Below are 21,153 nucleotides of genomic sequence, written 5' to 3' on the forward strand. Positions count from 1 at the left end.
TCCACCGCAGCCAAGCAGTGAGGCCACGATCATCGCCGACGGGGCGTAGCAGAACTGTACCTTCTATTCGCCAGCTGTGAGGCGGGCAAGGGCGACGAGAGGCGCGCTATTCGCCGCGCGGGTCGGCCGCTGTGAGCGCCAGCAAGTGCTCGATTTGCGGCCGATCGAGGCGCAAATGAGCGCCAATTTCACCGCGTTTTGCGCCGCCCCCGGTTGTCACCGCGCGCAAAGCGATGAGTTCCGCCACCACGCTCACGGCGATTTCGTCCGGAGTAACGGCCCCAATGTCGAGCCCCACCGGCGTGTAGACCCGTGACAGGTCCGGGAGTCGCTCCTTGGCCTGCAGTCGCTGAAGGATGCGCGCAATCTTGCGGCGGCTCCCGATCATCCCCAGGTAGGCGTGGGGTTGTGCTCCGAAACACGCCAACGCTTCTTCGTCCAGACGGTGATCGTGGGTGACGATCAAGAGCCAATCGCCGGCGGTCGGTCGAAGTTCGGCGACCGCTTCTTTTGGTTCCTTGAGGATACGCGTGCAGTGGGGGAAGCGAGCTTCGTCGTTGAACTCCTCCCGTGCGTCCACCACGACGGGGGCGAAGCCGACGCGCGCCGCCAAGCTAGCCGTTGCCTGCGCGACGTGACCCGCGCCGAGTAAGATCAGGCGCGGCGTACCCTCGATGGCTTCCATGAACACCTCCATTCGACCTCCGCAGCACATGCCCAGGTCGCGGATCAGATCCCACTCTCGCGTGCGAGACTCGCGCGTTTGCAGGCACTCACGCAGCTGGTCGAGCACTGCCTCTTCAATGGCTCCCCCGCCCACCGTGCCCACCCTCGAACCGTCGCGACGCAGCAGCAGACGCGCGCCGAGCACCTGAGGTGTCGAGCCGCTGGTGCGCGTCACCGTGGCAAGCGCCGCTCGGTCGCTCCGTTCGAGCAACTCGACCACTGCCTGCATCACCTCGCGCATCCAGGCTTCCTTTCACGCGTCGATCATCGGCGCAAGCTCGACACGGTGGTGATTCTCCCGCGACGTCGTCAGGATCAGCCAGAACTGGAGGTCTTGACGCTCTGCGGAGAGACGAGGCCATCCAGCTCGTCAGCGAGCCGCTGAACCCCCGCGTCCTTGTGAACGAAGACGCCGCCGTCTGACGCGCGCAGCCAGATCCGTTCGTCCGAGGTGCCGCTGTAGAAAACCGCACACGTTACGGCACCGGACTGAAGCAGCGTTTCCGCGACCTCGATTCCGTCCCCGTCAGGCAGCACGATGTCAAAGACGCCACAGTCGTAAGGGCCGGTGCAGCCCAGCGCCGCGGTCGCCGACGGCGCCTCCGTGACGCTGTAGCCCCGCCTGCTCAGCTCGCGACTGATCGCCCGGCGCATCACCGGTTCGTCTTCGAGCAGCAGGACCCGCAACATCTGTTTCTATTTGCCCTGGCCCACCCTGATCCGCAACTACAGAAGCGATGCTGTATGCGGAGAGTGACGAAGCTAACGTTCACGTAAAGGCACGCCTCAGTGTCAGCGTTTCGTTTGGCTTGGGAAAGGCGCCATTGGTCAGACGGGCTGCCTATTAGCCAACTCGCGACGGTGCCTTCATTGGAGGCGGGTACGGAGTTCAGCGCTCAAGCTTTCCCGGCGACGGCCGTTCGTCTGACTTTGCAGGAATGCGCGTTTTGGGAGCCAGCCACCTCGCGATCCGGGACACCCACGCGTTTGGGCTTGGCTTTCCGGGCTACATTTCTCTCAAGCGAGCGAATATCCTCTCAAAAGTTGGGGGACCCCAGGTGGGTGGTGTAGCGATTTGTCACCCTGAGGGGTGAATCGTGACCCACGCGACGGGAAAGCGGCCCATGGCCGACCCCGTCCAACTCTGGGACATTCTGATTGTTATTGCCATGCGGATAGCTCTGGCCACCCGAGACCAAGACCTGATTGAGCAGGTCAGCGCGATGGCGCAGCGCTGTGGTGCGGGGATCGACACGTCGGTTGGGCCAACGCGACTGCTCGGTGCGCGCGACTTCGAAGTCCGGCTGGTCGAGTGCCGTTTGCTCGACGCCCGTCAGGAGCCGACGTTGGCGGGTATGGAACTCGGCCCCGACGACTGGCTGCTCTTGCTGCAGGAGCGTCTGCCCGAGCAAGGTTCCGGCTTGCGCTTGTATTGTGTACCAACCGCTCGACGGGGCGAACTCCTCGATCGCATCGAAGAGGTGTTGCCGCGCCGCGCGTGGATCCGCGATGCGGCTGAGCAGATCCTCGGCGACACGCCTGCCGTGCGCCGGGTCAAAGAGCAGATCCGTCGCGTCGCGCGTTTCCGTGATGTTTCCGTGTTGGTCCTCGGTGAGACAGGAACCGGCAAGGAACTGGTGGCCGAGGCAGTGCATCAGCTAGCGAGCGGTGACCGCGACCCGTTCGTGGCCATCAACTGCGCAGCGATCCCCGCGGAACTATTCGAGAGTGAGCTCTTCGGACATGAGGCGGGGGCATACACTGGCGCCCGTGGGGCCCGCGTCGGGCTACTCGAGGCTGCGGGTTCGGGTACCGTTTTTCTCGATGAGGTCGGAGAGATGCCTCCCCAGCTTCAACCGAAGCTGCTCCGTGCGCTCGAGACGCGAGAGTTCCGACGCATTGGCGCGAACACCAGCGTTCCGCTCAAGGCGCGGGTGATCAGCGCCACGAATCGCGGTTTCGGGAGTGACGATTCCTCGCTGCGGCTCGACCTGCAATTCCGACTCGCAGGCTTCACCATCGTGTTGCCACCACTCCGCGAGCGCCTGGAGGACGTGGAGGTTCTCGCGCGACATTTCGTAGATAGCTTCGCTGAGCGCCAGGGCATTCGCGGCTGCGGTATTGCTGGAGAGGCCTTGTCCGCGCTGCGAGAGCACAGCTGGCCAGGCAATGTGCGCGAGCTGCGGTCGACCCTCGACCACGCGGCCATCTTGTGCGGTGGCAACGTCATCGATGCACCGACCGTGCGCGCGGCGATGGCGCAGCTCCAACGCTACGCCCCAGGAAGCTCCCAAGAGGTATCAGAGGAGCGCCCAAGCAGGCGGCCGAGCGTCAACCCACCAGTGCTCTTGAGCGGCGAGCGTGTGCGCGGCCTGCTGTCGGAGAACAGCGGTCTGCGGGACATCGAACGCGACCTGATTCTGTCCGCTTTCGAGGAGTCGGGGCGGAATCTGAGCAAGACTTCTAGGCTTCTTGGCCTGCCTCGCACCACGTTGCGGGCAAAACTCCGTCGCTACGGCGCTCTTTGACCCTTTGGCGCCTCGTCAGCGCCCGTTGCGTGTCAGACTCCCCGGCCCATGAACTCCCCCGGTGACAAGGCCTCGAAGTCGATTCCTCCGACTTGGGCGCCGCATTCGTGGCGAGCGTTCCCGCGATCTCAGAGCATTCCGTACGAGCACCCGGAGCAGTTGACCGGTGTGGTGCAGACGCTCGAGCGGTTACCTCCGCTCGTCACGCCGTGGGAGATCGAGCGTTTGAAGCGCGAAATCGCTGACGCCCAGGCTGGGAAGCGCTTCCTGCTCCAGGGCGGAGACTGCGCGGAGACCTTCGAAGATTGCCGGGCGGATATTATAACGAATCGTCTGAAGATCCTTCTGCAGATGTCGGTCGTGCTGATCCAGGCTGGCAAGCGCCCAGTGGTGCGGGTTGGTCGCTTCGCCGGGCAATATGCGAAGCCTCGCTCAAAGCCCCTGGAGGTGCGAGATGGGACCGAGCTGCCGAGCTACTTCGGTGACTTGGTCAATCGCCCCGAATTTGATGCGGATGCTCGCCGTGCGGATCCAAAGCTCCTGATCGAGGCCTACTGGCACGCGGCCTTGACGCTCAACTTCATCCGCTCGCTGGGTAGTGGCGGCTTCTCCGATTTGCACCATCCCGAGTATTGGGATCTCTCGTTCATGGAACGAGATGATGTGACCGCGGAGCTCAAGGCGAGCTATCAGCGCACCACCCAGCAACTCGCAGAGGCTTTGCGGTTCATGGAGGCGCTCGGTGAGGCGAAGGTCAGCGACCTCACCCGGGTCGATTTCTACACGAGCCACGAGGGACTCAGTCTCGACTACGAGGCTGCGCAGACGCGCCTCGCGGAGCATCACCGCGGCTACTACGACCTGACGACCCACCTGCCGTGGATTGGCGAACGCACCCGCGACCTCGACGGGGCGCACGTGGAGTTCTTCCGCGGCATCGAGAATCCGGTTGGCGTGAAGCTAGGCCCTAGCGCAGATGCCGATGGGGTGCGGCGGCTCCTCGACCGTCTGAATCCCGAAGATCAGCCCGGCAAAATCGTGTTGATCACTCGCATGGGCGCTCAGCGCGTGAGTGAGGCCCTGCCCGCCCTGGTGAAGGCGATTCAGGGGGACGGTCGCCGCGTGCTTTGGATCTCGGATCCGATGCACGGCAACACCCACGCGACCTCGTCGGGCATCAAGACGCGCAATTTTGACGACATCTTGCATGAGGTTCAGCACTCGTTCGATGTGCACGAATCCCTGGGCTCGCGGCTTGGCGGCGTCCACTTCGAGCTCACCGGCGAAGATGTGACGGAGTGCACCGGAGGAGGGCTCAGTGAGGCCGATTTGGACCAAAACTACGTGAGCCGTTGCGACCCGCGGCTGAACTATCGACAAGCGTTGGAGATGGCTTTCCGCATCGGAGAGCGCATGGCTCAGAGTCCAGACGCCCTCGGTATGGGACGTGCACACGCATGAGTTTCGCGCGGCGATCGTGCACTGATGTGGGATGCTCCTGCGAATCGTGCTTGAGACCTTCGAATCGGATTTCAGCGTTGCTTAGACGTCTTACGCGCTCCACACCGCACCCTGGGGCAGCCGCGGACCGACGTTCTCTGGCGTCCGGGGTTTTGCCGCGGGGATCATCCGGGCGATGCGTCGCTGGCCTGCTCGCCCTGTTTGCTTGTTTGGGGGGAGAGGCGCGCTCAGCAGTCGCCGCCCCGACGCGCAGCCTCACGCTTGGAGCGACCCAGGCGCCTCGCAGCAACTCACCGCCCTCCGCCGCACCGGAGGAAGACCCCGAGGAAACAGTGCGCCCCGGCTCTGGCAAGTTCGAGCGTGGAGGGGGTGACTCCCTGGTCTGGGATAAGGCTTGGAAGCGGTACACGGTCGGTAACGGTGTGCTCACCGGTATCGCCTTGATGACGTTCGTGACGGCGTACGCTATCGGCCCTAACGCAGAGGAGCCATACACGAGTCACATTGGCTTCGACGAGTCCGCACGAGACTTGTTGCGCGCCCCCGGTGGGCACTGGCGACAGCGGGCGGAGGACATGAGCGACTTGGGGCTGACCCTGGCCGTCAGCTATCCCTTGCTCATCGACTCTCTAGTTGTTTCCTCGTGGTATCGAGACAGCCCCGACGTCGGTGTGCAAACGGCGCTGATCGACTTGGAGGCGATCTCGTTCACCCTCGCAATCCAGTCACTCGCAAACCTCGCTACCGGCCGTGAGCGGCCATACGGGCGCACTTGCGGTACCGACCTGGACCCGAACACCGCGGACTGCGTCGATGACAACCGCTATCGCAGCTTCTTCAGTGGCCACACGTCCGCCAGTTTCGCCGCCGCCGCCGTGAACTGCGTGCATCATACCCAGCTACCCATCTACGGTCAGGGCAACGCTTGGGCGCCTTGCTTGGGAGGCTTCGCGGTTGCGGGTGCCGTAGGCACGCTGCGGATCGTCTCCGATTTTCACTACCTCTCAGACGTGTTGACTGGCGCCTTGGTGGGTACGGGGGTCGGCATCGCGGTGCCGTTGGTGTTGCACTACCGCAAGAGCAATCAGGAAGGGCCAGGGCTTGGCGCCGAGGAGATCGAGGTGCGCTTGATTCCGATGCCCAACGGCGTCGGACTGTGGGGGTCGTTTTGAAGCCCCTGCGCGACGCGGTCGCGCTCGCGGTCGCAGTGGTATGCGTTCCAGCGCTCGTGCACGCCCAGCCGCTTGGCGGCACCGATGGCGCGCCCACGCCTGCGGCGCCAGTCGGAGTCCCTCTTGGTCCGCGAGACCCCGATCGCGAGCCAAGCGCCTTCGTTTCGACTGCGGTCGACATTGGCTATCAGTACCTCCGGCCACGCGGCTCGGTTGGCTATGGGAATCCGTGGGGAAGCTGGGTAGGCGTTGACGCCAACCCGCTAGTTAGCGGAACGGCTGCCGGTGGCTACGGCGGCGTGCGCCTGGCTCTGCCCCCCGTAAACTTGAGAGCGGGTCTTCGCTACCTCTACTCGTTCCGCAAGTCGTTCCTGCCGATCCAGGAACAGTACAATCGTCGTGACATCGAGTTTTCGGACGGCGATCCCGCGCGCTACCTCGCGTGGGAGACCGAACTCACCCTCTCCCCCATCGTGGGTCCAGGTTACATCTTGAGCGAGAGCGCGCTCACTTACATGACCGGCGTGCCCAGCGACCAGTACGTCTACACGGAGCAGCTCAGGATCGTGGCGAAGGCTCCTTGGATCTTCCGTCAGCAACTGGGCTACGTGTTCCCCATCGACGAGGCGGGGGCCCTGAAGATCGGCATCGTGGGCGAGTATTTGAGGGATCCAGATCGCGAAACCGACACGGTTCGCGGCGGGATCTTGCTGCGCATGCGGATCTTCCAAGATCTGGAGGCGCGTGGGAACTTCGTGCCGGTGCTGTTCAGCCCAGATGAGCTGGGGATCAAGGGCGGGGACTTCGGGCAGCTGGGAATTCGCTGGACCTGGGCTGAAGACTTGTAAGCTAGCGGGTCATGGGGGATGAGCCGCAGCGGACGCGGAGACTCGACGGTGTTCCGCCTGGGCTGCGTGCTACGGCCCAGGCGACGACCATTCGCCCAGAGGGCTTCGGTGCCACCGTGCCGTTGGTTGCGGAGGCCACGCGCGCGGCGGAGAGCCTGCCGCGCATTTCGGTGAGCCTCGGGGAAACGGACCTAGAGAGCCTCAAGGGTCGCAGCGAGATCGATCTGCACTTCGTTGGACTACTGGGAGAAGGCGGCATGGGGCGCGTGCTGTTGGCGCGCCAACGCTCGCTGCAGCGGGAAGTAGCAGTCAAGACCAGCAAGCCCTCCGCGTCAGCCGAAGTGAGTCAGCAGCTGATTCACGAGGGAGTCATCACCGGCAAGCTCGAGCACCCTGGAATCGTGCCCGTACACTCGCTGGCTCTCGACCAAGCGGGGCGTCCGGTGGTGGTGATGAAGCGCATCGAGGGGGTCGAATGGGCCACGCTGATCCACGACCCCGAGCACGAAGCCTGGGCGGATTGGGTCTCAGATAACCGCGAGGAAATTGATGTGGAGGCCCGCCGAGCCGCCCATCTGGAGATCTTGGCGCGGGTGTGCGAGGCGGTGCACTTCGCGCACAGTCGCCGCATCTTGCATCGGGACATCAAACCCGAAAACGTGATGCTCGGGCGCTTCGGTGAGGTGTACTTGGTCGACTGGGGGATCGCGCTGCAGCTCGAGGCCGGCCAACCGGGCCTTGGGCTCGCCGGGACCCCGGCGTACATGGCGCCGGAGATGGTGCGAGGCGGTCCCATCGATGAGCGGACTGATGTGTACCTGCTTGGGGCCACGCTGCACGAGGTGCTAACGGCCAGCTACCGCCATCAAGGCAGCAGCCTGCAAGACGTCTTGGATGCGGCCGAGCGATCGCCACTCGTGCAGTATGATGAAGGCATACCCGAAGAGCTGGCGCAGATCGCCAATCGCGCGACTGCGCGGGACCCAAGCAAGCGCTTTGCCAACGCGGAAGAGCTGCGCGCTGCTCTGCGTACGTTCCTCAGGCACCAAACGTCAGTGCGCTTGAGTCGCGAGGCACAAATCCGGGTGGAAACCGCAGAGGCTCGACTCGCCAACGACTCCCAACGTGGCCGTACACTAGCGCCGGCCTCCCTACGCGAAGTCAGCGAGCTGCTCAGCGTGGCGCGCTTCGGTTTTGCCCAAGCGCTCGAAATATGGGGCGAAAATCAGCTCGCGTTGGCGGGTCAACGAGAATGCCTCGTGCGATTGGTGCAGGCAGAGGTCCTGACGCGTGACGCGCGCCGTGCCCGCACCTGGCTCGCGGAGCTCGAGGAGGCTCCCCCGGAACTCGAAGAGCAGGTTCAGGGCCTGGAGCGGCAGCTCGCGGCGGCTGCTGAGCGGACCGCTGAGCTGCAGCGAATGGCCGCTGACTTGGACGCCAACGTGGCTTCCCGTCAGCGCCTGCGGGGCGCCGTGTACCTCGGGGTTGCGGGGGTGGTGTTTTCGGTCTTCGGTCTCTATCTGGTGGCGAGCGGCCGCCAGCTCACTCACGCCAGAATGGTGCAGCTCTCGATTGGGATGAACCTCGTCGTCGGAGGCTGGCTGTTTGGTGCGAGGAAGGCGCTGCTGACCAACGCATTCAACCGTCGCTTGATGGGAACGCTGATGCTGGTGCTGCTCGGGATGCTCGCGGACCGCTTGATCGGATGGACGCTCGGGACGGAGCCCTACACCATCTTGGTCCACGACCAGCTGCTCATGGTGCTTGGGGTTGCCGTCGTCTCGCTCACGCTGAACCGGAACCTGATGTGGATGCTGGTCCCGCTGATCCCAGGGTTGGTCATCACCGCAGCCGTGCCGAGCTTGGTGCCTGCCGTGTTCAGCATCACGACTGCGCTAGCTGCGGGCATGGCAATCTGGGTGACCAAAGCCACCGTGCGTGAGTCCGAAAGCAAGGCTCCGTAGCCCGCTGTTGAAAAACACCCTCTAGTACTGCCATAGCATCGCCGCGAGGTGCATACCCGCACCGGGCGCGAAGAACAGCAGCTTCTGACCGCGCTGGACGTGCCCACTTTGCACGAAGTGATCCAGGGTGAGCGGGATGTTGACCGCGGACAGGTTCCCTGCGGAATCAAACGTCGTGAGGAGTTTCTTCGCGGGGATGTCCAAGGCCTCTGCCCAGCGCTCCATCATGCCCAGGTTCGCCTGATGGGGGATGAACCAATCGATGTCCTCGGGATAGAGGTTGCTCTCGCCGAACAGCTCACGCGGCACGCTCAGGGCCTCTTGCATGAAGTAGTCGCGATACCGCGGATCGCTCGAGAACTCGAAATGCGTGAGCTCGCCACGCGCGTGGCTCGAGGGCAGCGTCACGAAGTCGAACGCGCTCGAGTCGGTTTTCTCACGCACACCGAGCAGGCTGGTCTCATCAAAGCCACCCTCCACGATCACAGCCGCCGCGCCATCACCCAGACTCGTGTTGTTGGTGCCATCCGCGATGCCTCGGCTCGACCAGCTCATGCTGGTGACGATGGCGATGCGGTGTTGCAGCTTGCTCGCGATCAGCGCGTGGGCACACTTGAGGGCTGAGATGAAGCTTGCGCAGGCGGTGTCCAGAGTCCAGCACGCTGCATGTTCGAGTCCCAACTTGCCAGGGAGCAGGTTCACGTCCTTTGGGAAGTCCCAGTCCCCCATGCCTGAGAACGCGATCACGAAGTCGATCTCTCGGGGGTCGAGCTCTGCTCGCGCCAAAGCCTGCTTCAGGGCTTGCTCGGCCATGAACACTGCGCGTTCATGCGCACCCGCTGCTCGCCGCTCGTTCAAACCTCGCGGTGCCTTCAGTCCGCCTGCTTCGAGTTCTGCCCGGCTGAGCCGACGCTCGGGAAGGTAAGCTCCAGTGGATTGAATCCGCGCGCTCATGCCCGACACGTTGCCAGGCTCTCGGGACGCTGGCTAGCGAGAGTCTTGGAACCGCGTGAGGGCACTCGCTGTTGGCTGAACGTCACGCATTGAGGCTTGCTCTCGAAGTTGCTGCGTACATGCTTGCGCCACGATGAGCACGAATCCCCAAGCCGCCCAAATGGGTGACGAGTCGATGGCGCGGAACCTTGGTTTCCAAGCCAGAGCGATCTGGCCGGCGGAGCAGCGGCTGTTCGAGCGCTATGAACTCGCGGGTGCTTTTCGTGCGCTCGATGTGGGCTGTGGCACTGGAGAGATCACCATACGACTCGCGCAGCGCTATCCCGACGCCAAGCTCGAGGGCATCGATATCCTGCCTGGCAACCTGGCGATCGCTGAGGCACGGCTGACTGCTTTTCCGGACCTCGCCTCTCGAGTGCGTTTCCGCGAGGCAGACGCGTTCGCGCTCGAGTACGGTAACGACAGCTTCGAGCTGGTGGTTTGTCGCCATGTCTCCCAGGCTGTGCCCGACTTCCCGCGCATGCTCGCCGAGCTGTGCCGGGTAATCCGTCCCGGGGGCTACCTTCATTTGTTGAGCGAGGACTACGGCATGCTCCACATGCCTTTGGTGCCTGGCCGGCCGAATCTGGATCGCTTCTGGGTGGACGTGGCGCTGCCCTACTTGACCAGTATCCAGTGTGACGGCCGGGTCGGACGCCACAGCTTGGGGCTGGTGCGGGCGTGCGGCTTGACGGACGCTCGCGTTGATTTCGTGACCGTCGACACCGAGCGCGTACCCCGCGAGGTACTGGCGGGGATCTTCCAGGCATGGCGTGATGGCTACACCGAGCCGCTAGCGACCGCGACGGAACGCAGCCCAGCTGAAGTTCGCGAGTGCTTCCAGGCCATGATCGACTTCGTGAACGATCCGGCTCAGTACGTCCTGTGGCAGGTGCCCATCATCACGGCGCAGAAGCCCGGTTGAGCTTCGATGTCACGGGCCCAAGCTCGAGACCTTCTGCTTGGTCAGCAGGAACTCATTGCACAGCAGGATCTCGAAGGGGCTGCGGCCGGTTCGAGTCGAGAGCTGACCCGCGAGGGCGGTGTAGTAGGAGATGACCGAGGGATCCTTCCAGTTGCTGCCGAGCACGACTTGCAGCTGCAGGCCCGTGCCTTTGCGTTGCAGCACGACCTCTGCCTTGCTGCCCGGAGGAAAGACTCCGTTGGTCTCGAGCACCTCGGCGACTTGGCGCGCCTCGCCTTCGGTTGCGCCCCGCTCATAGACCACCCGGTGACCTGGGGCGCTCTCCACATAGTCGTCTGCGCTGATGTCCAAGCCTTCGCTGAGGCCGATCAGCGCCCCGAACACGGCTACTGCCGAGCCGACCGTCACACCGGCGACGAGCCAACCTGAGCCCTTGGAGCCTCCTCTTGCCAAGTGTGGCATGACGACGGGATCGAGCATCTGGCGTGCGAGCATCACGATGCCGATGGTCACGGCGATGGGTACGACGTTGCCGATTCCCGGAGGCAGCACCAGTGCGGCCACCAGCGTGCCGAGCGTCAGGCCGCCACCAAGCAGCGCCGCGCGGCGCGCCTCCGCCGCGCGTCCCATTCGACTTAGCGACAGGTACATCAGAATCGTCCCCGCCAGGGCGCTGCCGAGGAACGTGGCGATGCCCACCGCCACCGTGGTGAACGGCCGGGCGTCGCGGGGAGCGAGCGAACCATCCTCGCCGCCCTGGTTCAGCTCCCCCAAATTCGGAGGCGCGTACGGGTTCAGCTCAGCGGCGGCAGTCCCGCTTGCTGTCTTGGTCGATCGCTCGCTTTCGGCTGTGCTGGAGGACGCCTGTTCAGGCCTCTCCGCTGAGTCCTCGTCCCGACTTGGGTCTTCCGCCATCGGCAGAGGAGGCTAGCAAGGGCCAAGCGTGATAGACTGCAGTTTCGTGCGGTATCTTGGTCTGGTTGGCTTGTGCGCGCTGACTGCTTGCTCGGTCTTTCCCGATCAGCTGACGCCGCGAAAGAACGCCAGTGGTGGCACGGGCGGTAGCTCCAGCGGAGGCGCCGCCGGAGTCGCCGCGAACGGAGGGAGCTCCGGCGATGGGGGCTCTGGAAGCGGTGCGGTTGGCGGCAGCATGGCTGGTGGCGCAAGCGGCACCGCCGGTGCTTCCGGTGCCTCGAGCGGCGGGACTGGCGGCGCGTCGGGCGGTACAGCCGGCGTGGGCGGCAGCGCCGGAGCTGCGGGTACCAGTGGCAGCGGCGGTTCAGGTGGCAGCGGCGGCATCCTGACCTGTCCAACGCTGGCCCCGAACGCCAGCTTCGAGCTCGTCGGTGCAGGCAACCATCCTTCGGGGTGGCAGGTGATCTACGAGCAGGGCAGTGGGCTGATCTGGGAGTCGACAGACATCGACCATCGGAGCGGCAGTCGCTCGCTGCTGATCGACACGATGTCCGTCACGGGGGGCAATCCATACTTCGCGGGTATCGGGACGAATCAGATCTCCGTGGACACTGGCGCTAGGCTCGAGGTTACATTTTCCGCGCGGATTGTGGCTCAGGGTGGTGGGCGGCCGGCGCTGAGCTTCGACTTCTTCACCAATGACTTCATGTACATCAGTGGAACAACCGTCGTCGAGATGCCGCAGAACAGCGCCTGGGTGGAATACGGCCCATTGACCGTCGACCAACCCAGCAACTCAAGCCGGCTAACCCTGAACATCGACTTCGATCCGAACGCGCGCTTCTTCATCGATGATGTCTGCTTCCGGGTGCTTCCCTAGTTCCTTGCCTTGAAGTTGAGCCAAGGGGTTGAGCTGGCTGTCCTCACCCCCAACCCTCAAGGGAGCAGGGAGACTTTCCCTGGTGCCGATCGCAGCGTGAGTGGAACCACCTGAAACGTCGTCATTGGCGTCACGGTTTTCGTGATCCGATTCGCTGTCTCTGCTAAGCGTCAGCCATGGCACTGACTCGGGTCGGACTGGTTGGATGGCGAGGCATGGTGGGCTCCGTGTTGATGGAGCGCATGCTGAAGGAACGCGACTTCGAGGGTTTGGAACCCAAGTTCTTTTCGACGTCGCAGGTTGGCCAGCCGGGACCCGACATCGGACCCAACACCAGTGCGCTCGCTGACGCATACGACGTGGGCACGCTCAAGGAGCAGCAGGCGATCATCACCTGCCAAGGGGGCGACTACACGTCGAAGGTGCTGCCCGAGCTGCGCAAGGCCGGCTGGGATGGCTACTGGATCGATGCTGCAAGCACCAAGCGGATGGACGATGACTCGGTCATCGTCCTCGATCCGGTTAACCGTACGGTAATCGACAAGGCCATCCAGAGCGGAGTCAAGAACTACATCGGCGGCAACTGCACGGTCAGCCTGATGTTGATGGCCATGGGCGGGCTCTACCAGCGCGGCTGGATCGAGTGGATCAGCTCAATGACCTACCAAGCGGCTTCGGGAGCTGGCGCGCAGAACATGCGTGAGCTGGTGGCGCAGATGTACCAAATCGGGATGGACGCGAAGCCGCAGGTAGAGGACGCAGCGGGTTCGATCCTCGAGCTCGACAAGCAAGTCAGTCAGACCCTGCTCGCTGATTATTTCCCGACGGATAATTTTGGCGCGCCGCTCGCAGGCAGCCTCATCCCCTGGATCGATCGCTTGATGGACGGTGGGGACACCCGTGAGGAGTGGAAGGGCCACGTCGAGTCGAACAAGATCCTCGGCAACGATCCGGTGATCCCCGTGGACGGCATCTGCGTGCGGATCGGCGCCATGCGGTGCCACTCCCAGGCGCTGACCATCAAGCTCAAAAAGAACGTGCCTCTCGACGAGCTCGAGAGTGTGATCCAGGAGGGCAACCACTGGGTGGAGGTCGTCCCCAACACCAAGGAAGCGAGCCTTGCGCGGCTGACCCCTGCGGCGGTGAACGGCACGCTGAAGGTACCCGTAGGCCGCTTGCACAAGCTGCGCATGGGGCCTGACTACCTGGGTGCGTTCACTGTGGGTGACCAGCTCCTGTGGGGCGCCGCGGAGCCACTCCGCCGCACGCTGAAGATCTTGCGGGTCCACCATGGCTGGACGAGCCGCTCGATGATGCCCCCCGCGGGCTGACGCCGAGCAAGCGAGTTCCCCACGGTGAACTAGCGCCAACCGAGTGCGCTGAGGAACGAAACAGTACCGTGGGGATATGTGTCAGAGTCGCGGATCCGTTCGCTCGCACTCCAGCGCGAGCAGCGTGAACACGCACTCATGAACCCGATGTAGGGGCTCTCGCTTGGCGAAGCGACTCAGCGCCTCGAGTCCCAACGCGGATTCTCGCAGCGCCAGGCCCCGCTTGTGGCGTAGGCGCCGACCGCGCATGCGTTCCAGGTTCTGCGGCATCAGGTACTCTGGCCCGTAGATGATGCGCAGGTATTCGGGGCCGCGGCACTTCAACGCGGGCTGCACGTAGTCCGCGCCGCGCTTGCTGAGCCAGTGGAGCGGTTTGACGACCATGCCTTCGCCACCCTGACCGGTGAGCTCCGTCCACCAAGCGCTGGCGTCCGCTTCTGACACTGTCGCGACGTCGGTGAGTTCCGGGTCGGTCTTGGGGGTGAGGTCCTCTGACTCCTCGTCGGGAGTCAACTCAACGACTCGGTAAGGCGTGCTACGTAACAGCTTAGGATCGGCATCGACCAGTTCCCCGAGGAGACGCATATGCCATACGTGCGACTTGTCGCTGTGCACCTGGCCTTCCGTCGCCAAGAGATGGAATGGTGCAAGCTCGACTCCTTCAAGTCCGTCACTCGGCCAACAGTACTGACGGTAAGCAGCGCGGAAGCCCGCCACGCTGCGCTCACGAGCCGCGAAGTGACTGACCGCCGACTGTAGATCCAGCAGGCTGCCCGACGTACCGCGTTCACGCGCTGCTGCCTCATTCGGAGCAAGCGACCCGAGGCGCTGTGCTTGTGCTAGCCGCTGTGCGGTCTGAGCTAGACGCTGATTCATCGCGGCCAAGGCCGCTTCACCTGCGCAACCCACCGCTGCATACTGGTCGCGCACCAGCTCCTTCGCCTTGTGCGTCCACGGGAGGACTTCACAGTCGAAGCAGAGCCAGTCCGTGTCAAAGCGTTGCCACAAGCCGCACGCGTCCGCTGCCTGGCGCAGCCGCTCGAGCAACGCTTGCTCCGTTTCGGCGTGCTTGAAGAAGCTCCGTCCACTGCGGGAGTAGACGACACCAAGACTCGGATCTACTCCAAAGCGTTGCTGTGCGGTCTCGAGGTTGCGGCAAAGCACGACGATAGCGCGCGAGCCCATGTGCTTCTCCTGGCAAACGACGTGGCTCACCCCCTCGCGACGGAAGTAGTCGAACGCCTGTGCTGGCCCCTCGAGCAACGGCCCTTCGCTGGCGGCTTCGCACGGCGACATGGTCGGAGGCAGGTAGATCAGCCAGCGTGGATCGACGGTGAAGCGGCTGATCTCTTCCAGCGCCTGGGCGACCTGTGCACGCCCAGCGCTGATTGAAAAGCCGAACTGGGTCGACACCGGCTTGCTGCGCTTGTGACCCGCTTCGAACAAGTCGCTGAGGTCGAGCACCCGCTCCGGGCGGTCCTCTCGAGGTCGCTCGAGAGGCCGCGTAGGCTCGTAGTACACCTCTGCTGCGCGCACGCTGACCAGCTCACGCTCCGGGTAGCGCAGCGCCGTGAGGCTGCCTCCGAACACGCAGCCCGTGTCGATGCAGATGGTGCGGTTGATCCACTCCGCGCGGGGCACCGGGGTGTGCCCGTACACGACCATCGCATCCCCGCGGTAATCCTGCGCCCAGTCGACACGTTCCGGGAGCCCGAAGCTGTCCACTTCGCCCGTGGTCTCACCGTACAGCGCGAACTCGCGTACCCGGCCCGATGCGCGGCCCTGAAAGGCCTGCTTCATCCCGGCGTGGGCCACCACCAGCTTGCCCCGGTCCAGTACTTGGTGGCTCACCAGCTTCTGGACGAAGCTCAGCACCTCTTGCTTGAAGGTGTCGCTCTCATGGGTGAGCTGCTCCGCCGTCTGCTCCAAGCCATGGCGCAGCTTCACCTGCTTGCCCTGGAGGAAGCGCGTGAGCTTGACGTCGTGGTTACCCGGAACGCAGAGCGCCTGACCGGTGCCAACCAGGTGCATCACCAACTTGAGCACCTGAGGGCTCGCGGGACCGCGGTCGACTAAATCCCCGAGGAAAATCAGTCGGCGTCCCACTGGGCTCTTGACGCTGAAGCCCATAGCTCCCTCGCTGAGCTCGTAGCCTAGCTTTCCGAGCAGCTGCACCAGCTCTGCGTAGCAGCCATGGACATCGCCGATGATATCGAATGGCCCCAGCTCTTGCTGACGGTTACACCACAGCGGCACGCGGCTGAGCGCCACGGAGTCGACTTCCTCCGCGGTCTTGAACTTGTAGACGCTGTGGAAGCCTTCCTTGCGCAGGCCGCGCAGATCACGGCGTAGCGCGGCCTGCTGGCGGCGAATCACTTGGGGTCCCACGGCGCGGCGCGCACCGACCGCGGGCGCGATCTGGCCACGCTCCGCGTCGCGCTTCACGCACACATTCGTAGGCAGATCGAACACCAGAGCGACTGTCAGCACGTCGTGGCGCCGCGCGAGCTGCAACAGCTCCTTGCGGTCGTCCTTGCGCACGCTGGTCGCGTCGACGACGGTCAGCTTGCCCGCGCTCAGGCGCCGCCCGGCGATCTCGTTCAACAGCGAAAACGCGCCGTGAGTCGACGTCATGTCGTTAGGGTCATCGCAAATCATCGCGCGGCACGCGTCGCTAGACACGACCTCCGTTGCGAGAAAGTGCCGCGCGGCGAAGCTCGACTTGCCTGAGCCCGAGGCGCCGACCAGCACCACCAGGCTGAGATCCGGTAGCTCTAGTTGCATGCTGCCTCCTGAGTTGCGGTGAACACCGCAAGCTGAGTCGGGGCGCCGTGCGCCGGATCCAGCTGGCCAATGTCGCGAAAGCGCACGCTGTACTGATGCCGTGCGGCAACGGACGTGGCCCAGGCTTGGAACTCGCCCCGGGTCCACTCGAAACGGTGGTCGCGGTGGCGTAGCTTTCCGTCTGCCAGCCCCGGGAAGTTGACGTTGTACTCGCGGTTTGGCGTGCTCACGAGCACGCATTGGGGCTTGGCGTCGGCGAACAGGCTGTGCTCCAGCGCGCCCAGGCGGTTCGCGTCCAGGTGTTCGATGACCTCGATCAGGCACGCGGCGTCGAAACCCCGCAGCCGTGCGTCGCGGTAGCACAGGGAGCTCTGCAGGATGTTCACCCGCGCCTCGGGGTCATGGCGATCCACGGCGTCCGGGTCGATGCGCAACTTCTCTGCCGCACGGATCAGCGACGGCAGGCTCACGTCACAACCCACGACCCGGCTGAACTGCTTCTGCTTTGCCAGTCGACGCAGGAGCTTGCCTTCTCCGCAGCCCAAATCCAGCACGCGCGCGGCGCCACAGGTTGCAAGCTCTTCGAGCACCACCTCGCGGCGTTGCTCGTCGAGCGGCTTGGGCTTCTCTGCTCGTGGCTCGGGTGGCCCGACCAGCTCTTCCAGGGCGCGCTCCTCGGCCTCTGCGTGGCGCGGGTCGAGGACTTCCGTTGCCTCCTCCGTGTCAGGCTGCAGACGCTCGATGGCTTGGGCGGTGAGCCCGCGTTGATGCTTGAGGTAGCGCTTCGTGATGCGCTCCTTCAGCGGATGTTGCTCGAGCCAGCCAGCGCCGCGGGCGAGCAACTTCTCCACCTCGGTCTCGTCGACCCAGTAGTGCTTGTTGTCGTCCATCACCGGGAGCAAGACGTAGAGGTGGCTCAGGAGCTCTGCTAGGCGCAACTTGCCCCGCAGTTGCACTCGGAAGTAACGAGTGGCGTGCCACACCTCGGCCTCCGGTTCCCGCGCAGCGAGCACGGGATCGAGCGCCAGGGCGCTGGCCTCGAGTTGGTACCCCAGGGGCTCGAACAGTTCGCGCAGCAGTCCCTCACCCCCACGCAAGCTAACTACAGGCAGCTCCACTTCGAAATCGAGAGCCTCCCCAGCGAGCTCCGGGCGGTCGCGGCACTTGCCCTGCATCGCCGAGCTGAAGACGCGCGCAATGGCCACGCTGAGCCAGGAGGACGCGACGTATGGGCGGTCATTGACGTAAGGTTCGAGGTCGAATGTTTCCGTGCGGTCTCGTGTCAGCCCCACGGGGTCGACATCCAGGGCCAAGGTGGCGCTGCAGCGCTCGTGGCTAGCCTCCGGGAAAAACACCAGTGCGCGCCCCGAAGCGAGCTCGAAGCTCTGCACCCGGTCCGGGTGCTTGCCCAGCAGGTAGCCGAGATCAGTCGCCGGCTGATGAGTCGTGGTCAGTGTAAATAGCATCGCGAGTTCCCCTGCTCCTTCCCACGCCGGAGGGAGTAGGAGCCGTACACGAGCGCACGCCCCGCCGCACCTTGCTGGGTGCAAACGCGACGCCCGTCGCTGAGCCTCGACGAGCGTTCGAAGGCTAGAGCGCAACGGCCAAACAGCCGTCGCGCGCCGAGTGTGACCGCGTTTCAGCGCGGGTCAAGGGCGCTCAGGCAGGGCACAGCGCCGGACCGTCGACGCACACCGCGCCGGTGCTCTGAGGCTCGCAGTGCTGCTCGTCGCCGCAGTCTTGCTGGGAGAAGCAACCTCCCTGGTACACACAGGTGAGGCTCTGGACGCCGCAACATGGGTCGGCCACAGCGGCGCAGCGGCCACCGTCGCCGGCGGTGCAGTCACTGTCTTGGGTGCATCCGAGGTGCATACAGGTGGCGATTTTCCGCCCGAATACGCCGGCTGGTACGCAAGTGAGACCGAAGTCGCAGTTCTCGGGTCCACGACACTCGTCTTCAGCGCAGACGGTAGTTGGTTCTGGGAAGGCGCCCCCGCAGAAAGGAAGCAGCGGGCCCAGCAGGCAGGCTTGACCGTCCTTGCACTGGCTGTCGTCACAGCATTGTGGATCCGAGCCCTGGCACTCGGTTTCGTGCGGAACCGGATAGGCACAAGCGCGAAAGCCACCTGGGACCAGCTCCACGCACTCACCCTCGACGCAGTCCCTGTCCTCGACGCATTGCCAGACGTTTCCGCCGCTGCCGCCGGTCGCACCGCTGCCACCTGAGGCGCCGCTGCCGCCGGTCGCACCGCTGCCACCGGATGCACCGCTGCCGCCGGACGCGCCACTGCCACCGGACGCGCCGCTACCACCGGATGCGCCGCTGCCACCATCACCGCTGAAGGAGTCTCCTCCGCAGCCGACCAGCGCCAAGCCCGCCACGACGGTCAGAGCCGCCCAACCCCACCTCAAATAAGTCATGGCGTCAGCCTAGCAGCTTCATTGCCCGACGTCAGATGAGCCACGCGTCCCCCGCTAGCGCCTGGAGCGTTCGCGCAAGGCATGCGCCGTTCGCCGACCCAAGCCGCTTACCTTGCGGAAATGCGCGCCAAGTGCAGTGTCAGCGAGCGCGATCCATGGCGCTACGCACTGCGTCGCGCAGGCGCTCCGGGCCTTCCGTCTTGTGCACGAAGGTGCCGAGCGCACGGGCGTCCTCGGAGTCCGTCCCTAGATCCGCGCTGAAGATCACGGCTTCGCCCATCGCCCCGGCCGCCAGCAACTCCTGCCCCACCTCGATCCCGCTGCCGTCCTTCAGGTGGATGTCGATCACCGCCACGTCGAAGTAGGGCAAGGTTGCGATCAGGGTGCGAGCCTCTTCGCAGCTCTTCACGCTGCGGAACTTCCAGGGTTCGTTGGACAACACCCGATGAATCGCCCGCGCTACCGCGGGATCGTCCTCGACGATGAGCACACACGGCTCCCCGCGAGGGCGGGCGCGAAGCGGCGAAGCGCGCAGGGCAGGGTTGGAGTCAGCCAAGAAGTCCATCTGAGCGGCCTGGGCTTTGGAGTGGGTGAGAGGTCCACGCAACTATGGAGCCGCCGATCAGTTCTGCAAGACTGCCGTACCAATTCACACAATTCAATGGCGCCAGGCGTCACCCGATGTGGGTGAGCCTTTTCCAGCGTGGAACAACTCGGCCCGCTGCCGACGGGCCGCTGTACCGACGCCGTTGTCAGGTGTCGACGCCGCTGTCCGCGGGTTTGGGGGAGAGGGTGAGCAGCTTCGCGCTACCGGCAGAAGTAGAGCCCCGGTGGCCCCGCGGTTGAGGGTTTGCAGCTTCCGTCGAAGCAATCAGACGGAGCGGTTTGCGATGGATCGCAGACTTGGAAGACCGGTGCTGTGGCACTCGAGGGGCACGTGTCAGCGCAGCGTGCCTGAAAGCGTGGCGAAACGGAGGGCATTCGATTGGTTGTTGCGTGGCGCGAGCTTGTATCTGGGCACTGGGTGTCTCCTGCGTTGGTTCTGAGGCAGAGAGACGTTCCGCGGCAAACGGATTCAGCCGCTCAGCAGAATGCGCCATGCTCTGGAGCGGAACTTGCGATCTCCGTTCCCGGAAGCGAGCGGCGTATCCATGAGGATACGATGGGTGAGCGGTCCCGCTCAGCTTTGCTTGGGTGGCTTGGGTGGCTCGGGAGTTGGTGGCTCAATGTTGAACTGGAACCATCTCCAGCGCATCACCATGCTCGTTCAGCATTTCCACACGCGGAGGCCAAGGGATGTCTGGTCGTTGCGGGCGCTCATTCGCGGGAGCGAGCAAGAACTGCTCCAGCTTTTCCAGGATGACTTCGATGGACTCGCTTGGCGGGGTAGAGACATCGGTCATAGGCGCTGGCACTAGCACCCGCGACTTGAGTCGCCATGGGGAACCATGCCCGGCGGACCTCACCCCCGAAGAAGCGAGCTTTGGAGCCCAAATCGTGTGCTTCAGCGCCTTGGAGAGCGCTTTTTGCTGGAGCCCTGAGGACGGACTTTGATACCTAGTGACTGGGTTGGGGGCGTGCCGCGGAGGCGTTTCCGCGAGGTCGTCCTGGAACTCCGCGCGCGCTGCGCCAGGCGCCTAGCGACTACGAGGTGGTGCTGCGCGATGGCTCAACGGTTGGTGGCGCTCGAGGGTGAAGTAGCTTGGGGTGCTGACGTTCTTGAGGCCGGTCTCGATGTAGGACCAGCCGAGGAGTAGGTCGCTCGAGCCTTTCTCCACGGCAACGATCGGGTCGCGTACGCGGTTGACGAAATCGAGGGTCTTGTTCTGACCGAGGCTGTAGTCGATCATCAGGCCGCCGTTCAGGGCTGGGCCGGGCACCTCGTAATCGTCGAGGGAGACGACTTGGTAGTGACCGAAGCTGAAGATCTCGCCCTTCTTGATCATGGGTTCCCAGCTTGGGTCCTCGAGGGGTGACTGCTCGATGCGCACGTTCCAGCCCCGCAAGTCGCCGGTCTCGGGGTCGCGGTGGAAGGTCTTCATGAACTTCTTCCACGTGAGCCGCTCCACGATGCCAGGCAAGCCGAGGGAAACGCCCTTGTACTCGAAGTCGTCGAGGGACTCCGGGTCGATGGGATAGCCGCGGCTGAGCTCCTTGCGTAGCTCATCGGGGCTCAAGTCGAGGAAGTCACGGTAGCTCGCCATA

General features: G+C 64.3%; 18 protein-coding genes. 8 read left to right on the plus strand and 10 right to left on the minus strand.

Annotated elements, in window-relative coordinates; translation table 11 throughout:
* Positions 1 to 106 precede the first annotated feature (106 nt).
* Together H6718_09680 and H6718_09685 are read right to left on the minus strand one after the other, a co-directional pair.
* A complete protein-coding gene (locus tag H6718_09680) occupies positions 107 to 955 on the minus strand; it encodes an XdhC family protein (GenBank protein MCB9585658.1) in 849 nt (282 codons plus the stop codon).
* A gap of 86 nt (positions 956 to 1,041) precedes the next feature.
* Positions 1,042 to 1,416: a response regulator gene (locus H6718_09685; protein MCB9585659.1), complete on the minus strand. Its 375-nt coding sequence runs from the start codon at positions 1,414 to 1,416 to the stop codon at positions 1,042 to 1,044.
* A 434-nt stretch (positions 1,417 to 1,850) separates the two neighbouring features.
* Here H6718_09685 and H6718_09690 point away from each other — a divergent pair, with 434 nt between their 5' ends.
* The 5 genes from H6718_09690 to H6718_09710 all read left to right on the plus strand — a co-directional run bounded on the left by H6718_09690 (position 1,851) and on the right by H6718_09710 (position 8,699).
* A complete protein-coding gene (locus tag H6718_09690; protein MCB9585660.1) occupies positions 1,851 to 3,254 on the plus strand; it encodes a sigma-54-dependent Fis family transcriptional regulator in 1,404 nt (467 codons plus the stop codon).
* 48 nt (positions 3,255 to 3,302) lie between these two features.
* The gene (locus H6718_09695) at positions 3,303 to 4,715 is read left to right on the plus strand and encodes a 3-deoxy-7-phosphoheptulonate synthase (GenBank protein ID MCB9585661.1); all 1,413 of its coding nucleotides are present in this window, start codon (positions 3,303 to 3,305) and stop codon (positions 4,713 to 4,715) included.
* 332 nt (positions 4,716 to 5,047) lie between these two features.
* Entirely contained in the window at positions 5,048 to 5,887 is an 840-nt protein-coding gene (locus H6718_09700; protein MCB9585662.1) for a phosphatase PAP2 family protein, read from the plus strand.
* Entirely contained in the window at positions 5,872 to 6,735 is an 864-nt protein-coding gene (locus tag H6718_09705) for a hypothetical protein (GenBank protein MCB9585663.1), read from the plus strand. Before H6718_09700 ends, H6718_09705 begins: the two co-directional genes overlap by 16 nt.
* A gap of 11 nt (positions 6,736 to 6,746) precedes the next feature.
* Positions 6,747 to 8,699 carry a serine/threonine protein kinase gene (locus tag H6718_09710; GenBank protein MCB9585664.1) on the plus strand — a complete coding sequence of 651 codons (1,953 nt, stop codon included), beginning with the start codon at positions 6,747 to 6,749 and terminating at the stop codon, positions 8,697 to 8,699.
* Between the two features lie 21 nt (positions 8,700 to 8,720).
* On the opposite strand, the gene H6718_09715 is transcribed toward H6718_09710, so the two are convergent.
* Complete coding sequence (locus tag H6718_09715; GenBank protein ID MCB9585665.1) at positions 8,721 to 9,653, minus strand: hypothetical protein; 933 nt, start codon at positions 9,651 to 9,653, stop codon at positions 8,721 to 8,723.
* 133 nt (positions 9,654 to 9,786) lie between these two features.
* Between H6718_09715 and H6718_09720 the strand changes: the two genes are divergently transcribed.
* Positions 9,787 to 10,617, plus strand: a complete 831-nt coding sequence (locus H6718_09720; protein MCB9585666.1) for a methyltransferase domain-containing protein — start codon at positions 9,787 to 9,789, stop codon at positions 10,615 to 10,617.
* Positions 10,618 to 10,626: 9 nt separating this feature from the next.
* Here the strand turns inward: H6718_09720 and H6718_09725 are convergent, their stop codons facing one another.
* Positions 10,627 to 11,532 carry a hypothetical protein gene (locus tag H6718_09725; protein ID MCB9585667.1) on the minus strand — a complete coding sequence of 302 codons (906 nt, stop codon included), beginning with the start codon at positions 11,530 to 11,532 and terminating at the stop codon, positions 10,627 to 10,629.
* Between the two features lie 46 nt (positions 11,533 to 11,578).
* Here H6718_09725 and H6718_09730 point away from each other — a divergent pair, with 46 nt between their 5' ends.
* Together H6718_09730 and asd are read left to right on the plus strand one after the other, a co-directional pair.
* Complete coding sequence (locus tag H6718_09730; protein MCB9585668.1) at positions 11,579 to 12,412, plus strand: hypothetical protein; 834 nt, start codon at positions 11,579 to 11,581, stop codon at positions 12,410 to 12,412.
* Positions 12,413 to 12,594: 182 nt separating this feature from the next.
* Complete coding sequence (gene asd / locus H6718_09735; protein MCB9585669.1) at positions 12,595 to 13,743, plus strand: aspartate-semialdehyde dehydrogenase; 1,149 nt, start codon at positions 12,595 to 12,597, stop codon at positions 13,741 to 13,743.
* 81 nt (positions 13,744 to 13,824) lie between these two features.
* Here asd and H6718_09740 read toward each other — a convergent pair whose 3' ends face one another.
* From H6718_09740 to H6718_09765, 6 genes are all read right to left on the minus strand, one after another.
* Positions 13,825 to 16,527 (minus strand): polynucleotide kinase-phosphatase, encoded by a 2,703-nt coding sequence (locus H6718_09740; GenBank protein MCB9585670.1) that lies wholly within the window; start codon positions 16,525 to 16,527, stop codon positions 13,825 to 13,827.
* Positions 16,518 to 17,993 carry a 3' terminal RNA ribose 2'-O-methyltransferase Hen1 gene (locus tag H6718_09745; GenBank protein ID MCB9585671.1) on the minus strand — a complete coding sequence of 492 codons (1,476 nt, stop codon included), beginning with the start codon at positions 17,991 to 17,993 and terminating at the stop codon, positions 16,518 to 16,520. The genes H6718_09740 and H6718_09745 overlap by 10 nt, the downstream gene beginning before the upstream one ends.
* A gap of 193 nt (positions 17,994 to 18,186) precedes the next feature.
* Positions 18,187 to 18,948, minus strand: a complete 762-nt coding sequence (locus H6718_09750; GenBank protein MCB9585672.1) for a hypothetical protein — start codon at positions 18,946 to 18,948, stop codon at positions 18,187 to 18,189.
* A gap of 139 nt (positions 18,949 to 19,087) precedes the next feature.
* Positions 19,088 to 19,513, minus strand: a complete 426-nt coding sequence (locus H6718_09755) for a response regulator (GenBank protein MCB9585673.1) — start codon at positions 19,511 to 19,513, stop codon at positions 19,088 to 19,090.
* Positions 19,514 to 20,171: 658 nt separating this feature from the next.
* Positions 20,172 to 20,351: a hypothetical protein gene (locus tag H6718_09760; GenBank protein MCB9585674.1), complete on the minus strand. Its 180-nt coding sequence runs from the start codon at positions 20,349 to 20,351 to the stop codon at positions 20,172 to 20,174.
* A 234-nt stretch (positions 20,352 to 20,585) separates the two neighbouring features.
* Positions 20,586 to 21,152, minus strand: coding sequence for a hypothetical protein (locus H6718_09765; protein MCB9585675.1), 567 nt, complete (start codon positions 21,150 to 21,152; stop codon positions 20,586 to 20,588).
* Between the last annotated feature and the right edge of the window lies 1 nt (position 21,153).

Source organism: Polyangiaceae bacterium, assembly GCA_020633205.1.
In the GTDB taxonomy this organism is placed as follows: Bacteria; Myxococcota_A; Polyangia; order Polyangiales; family Polyangiaceae; genus JAHBVY01.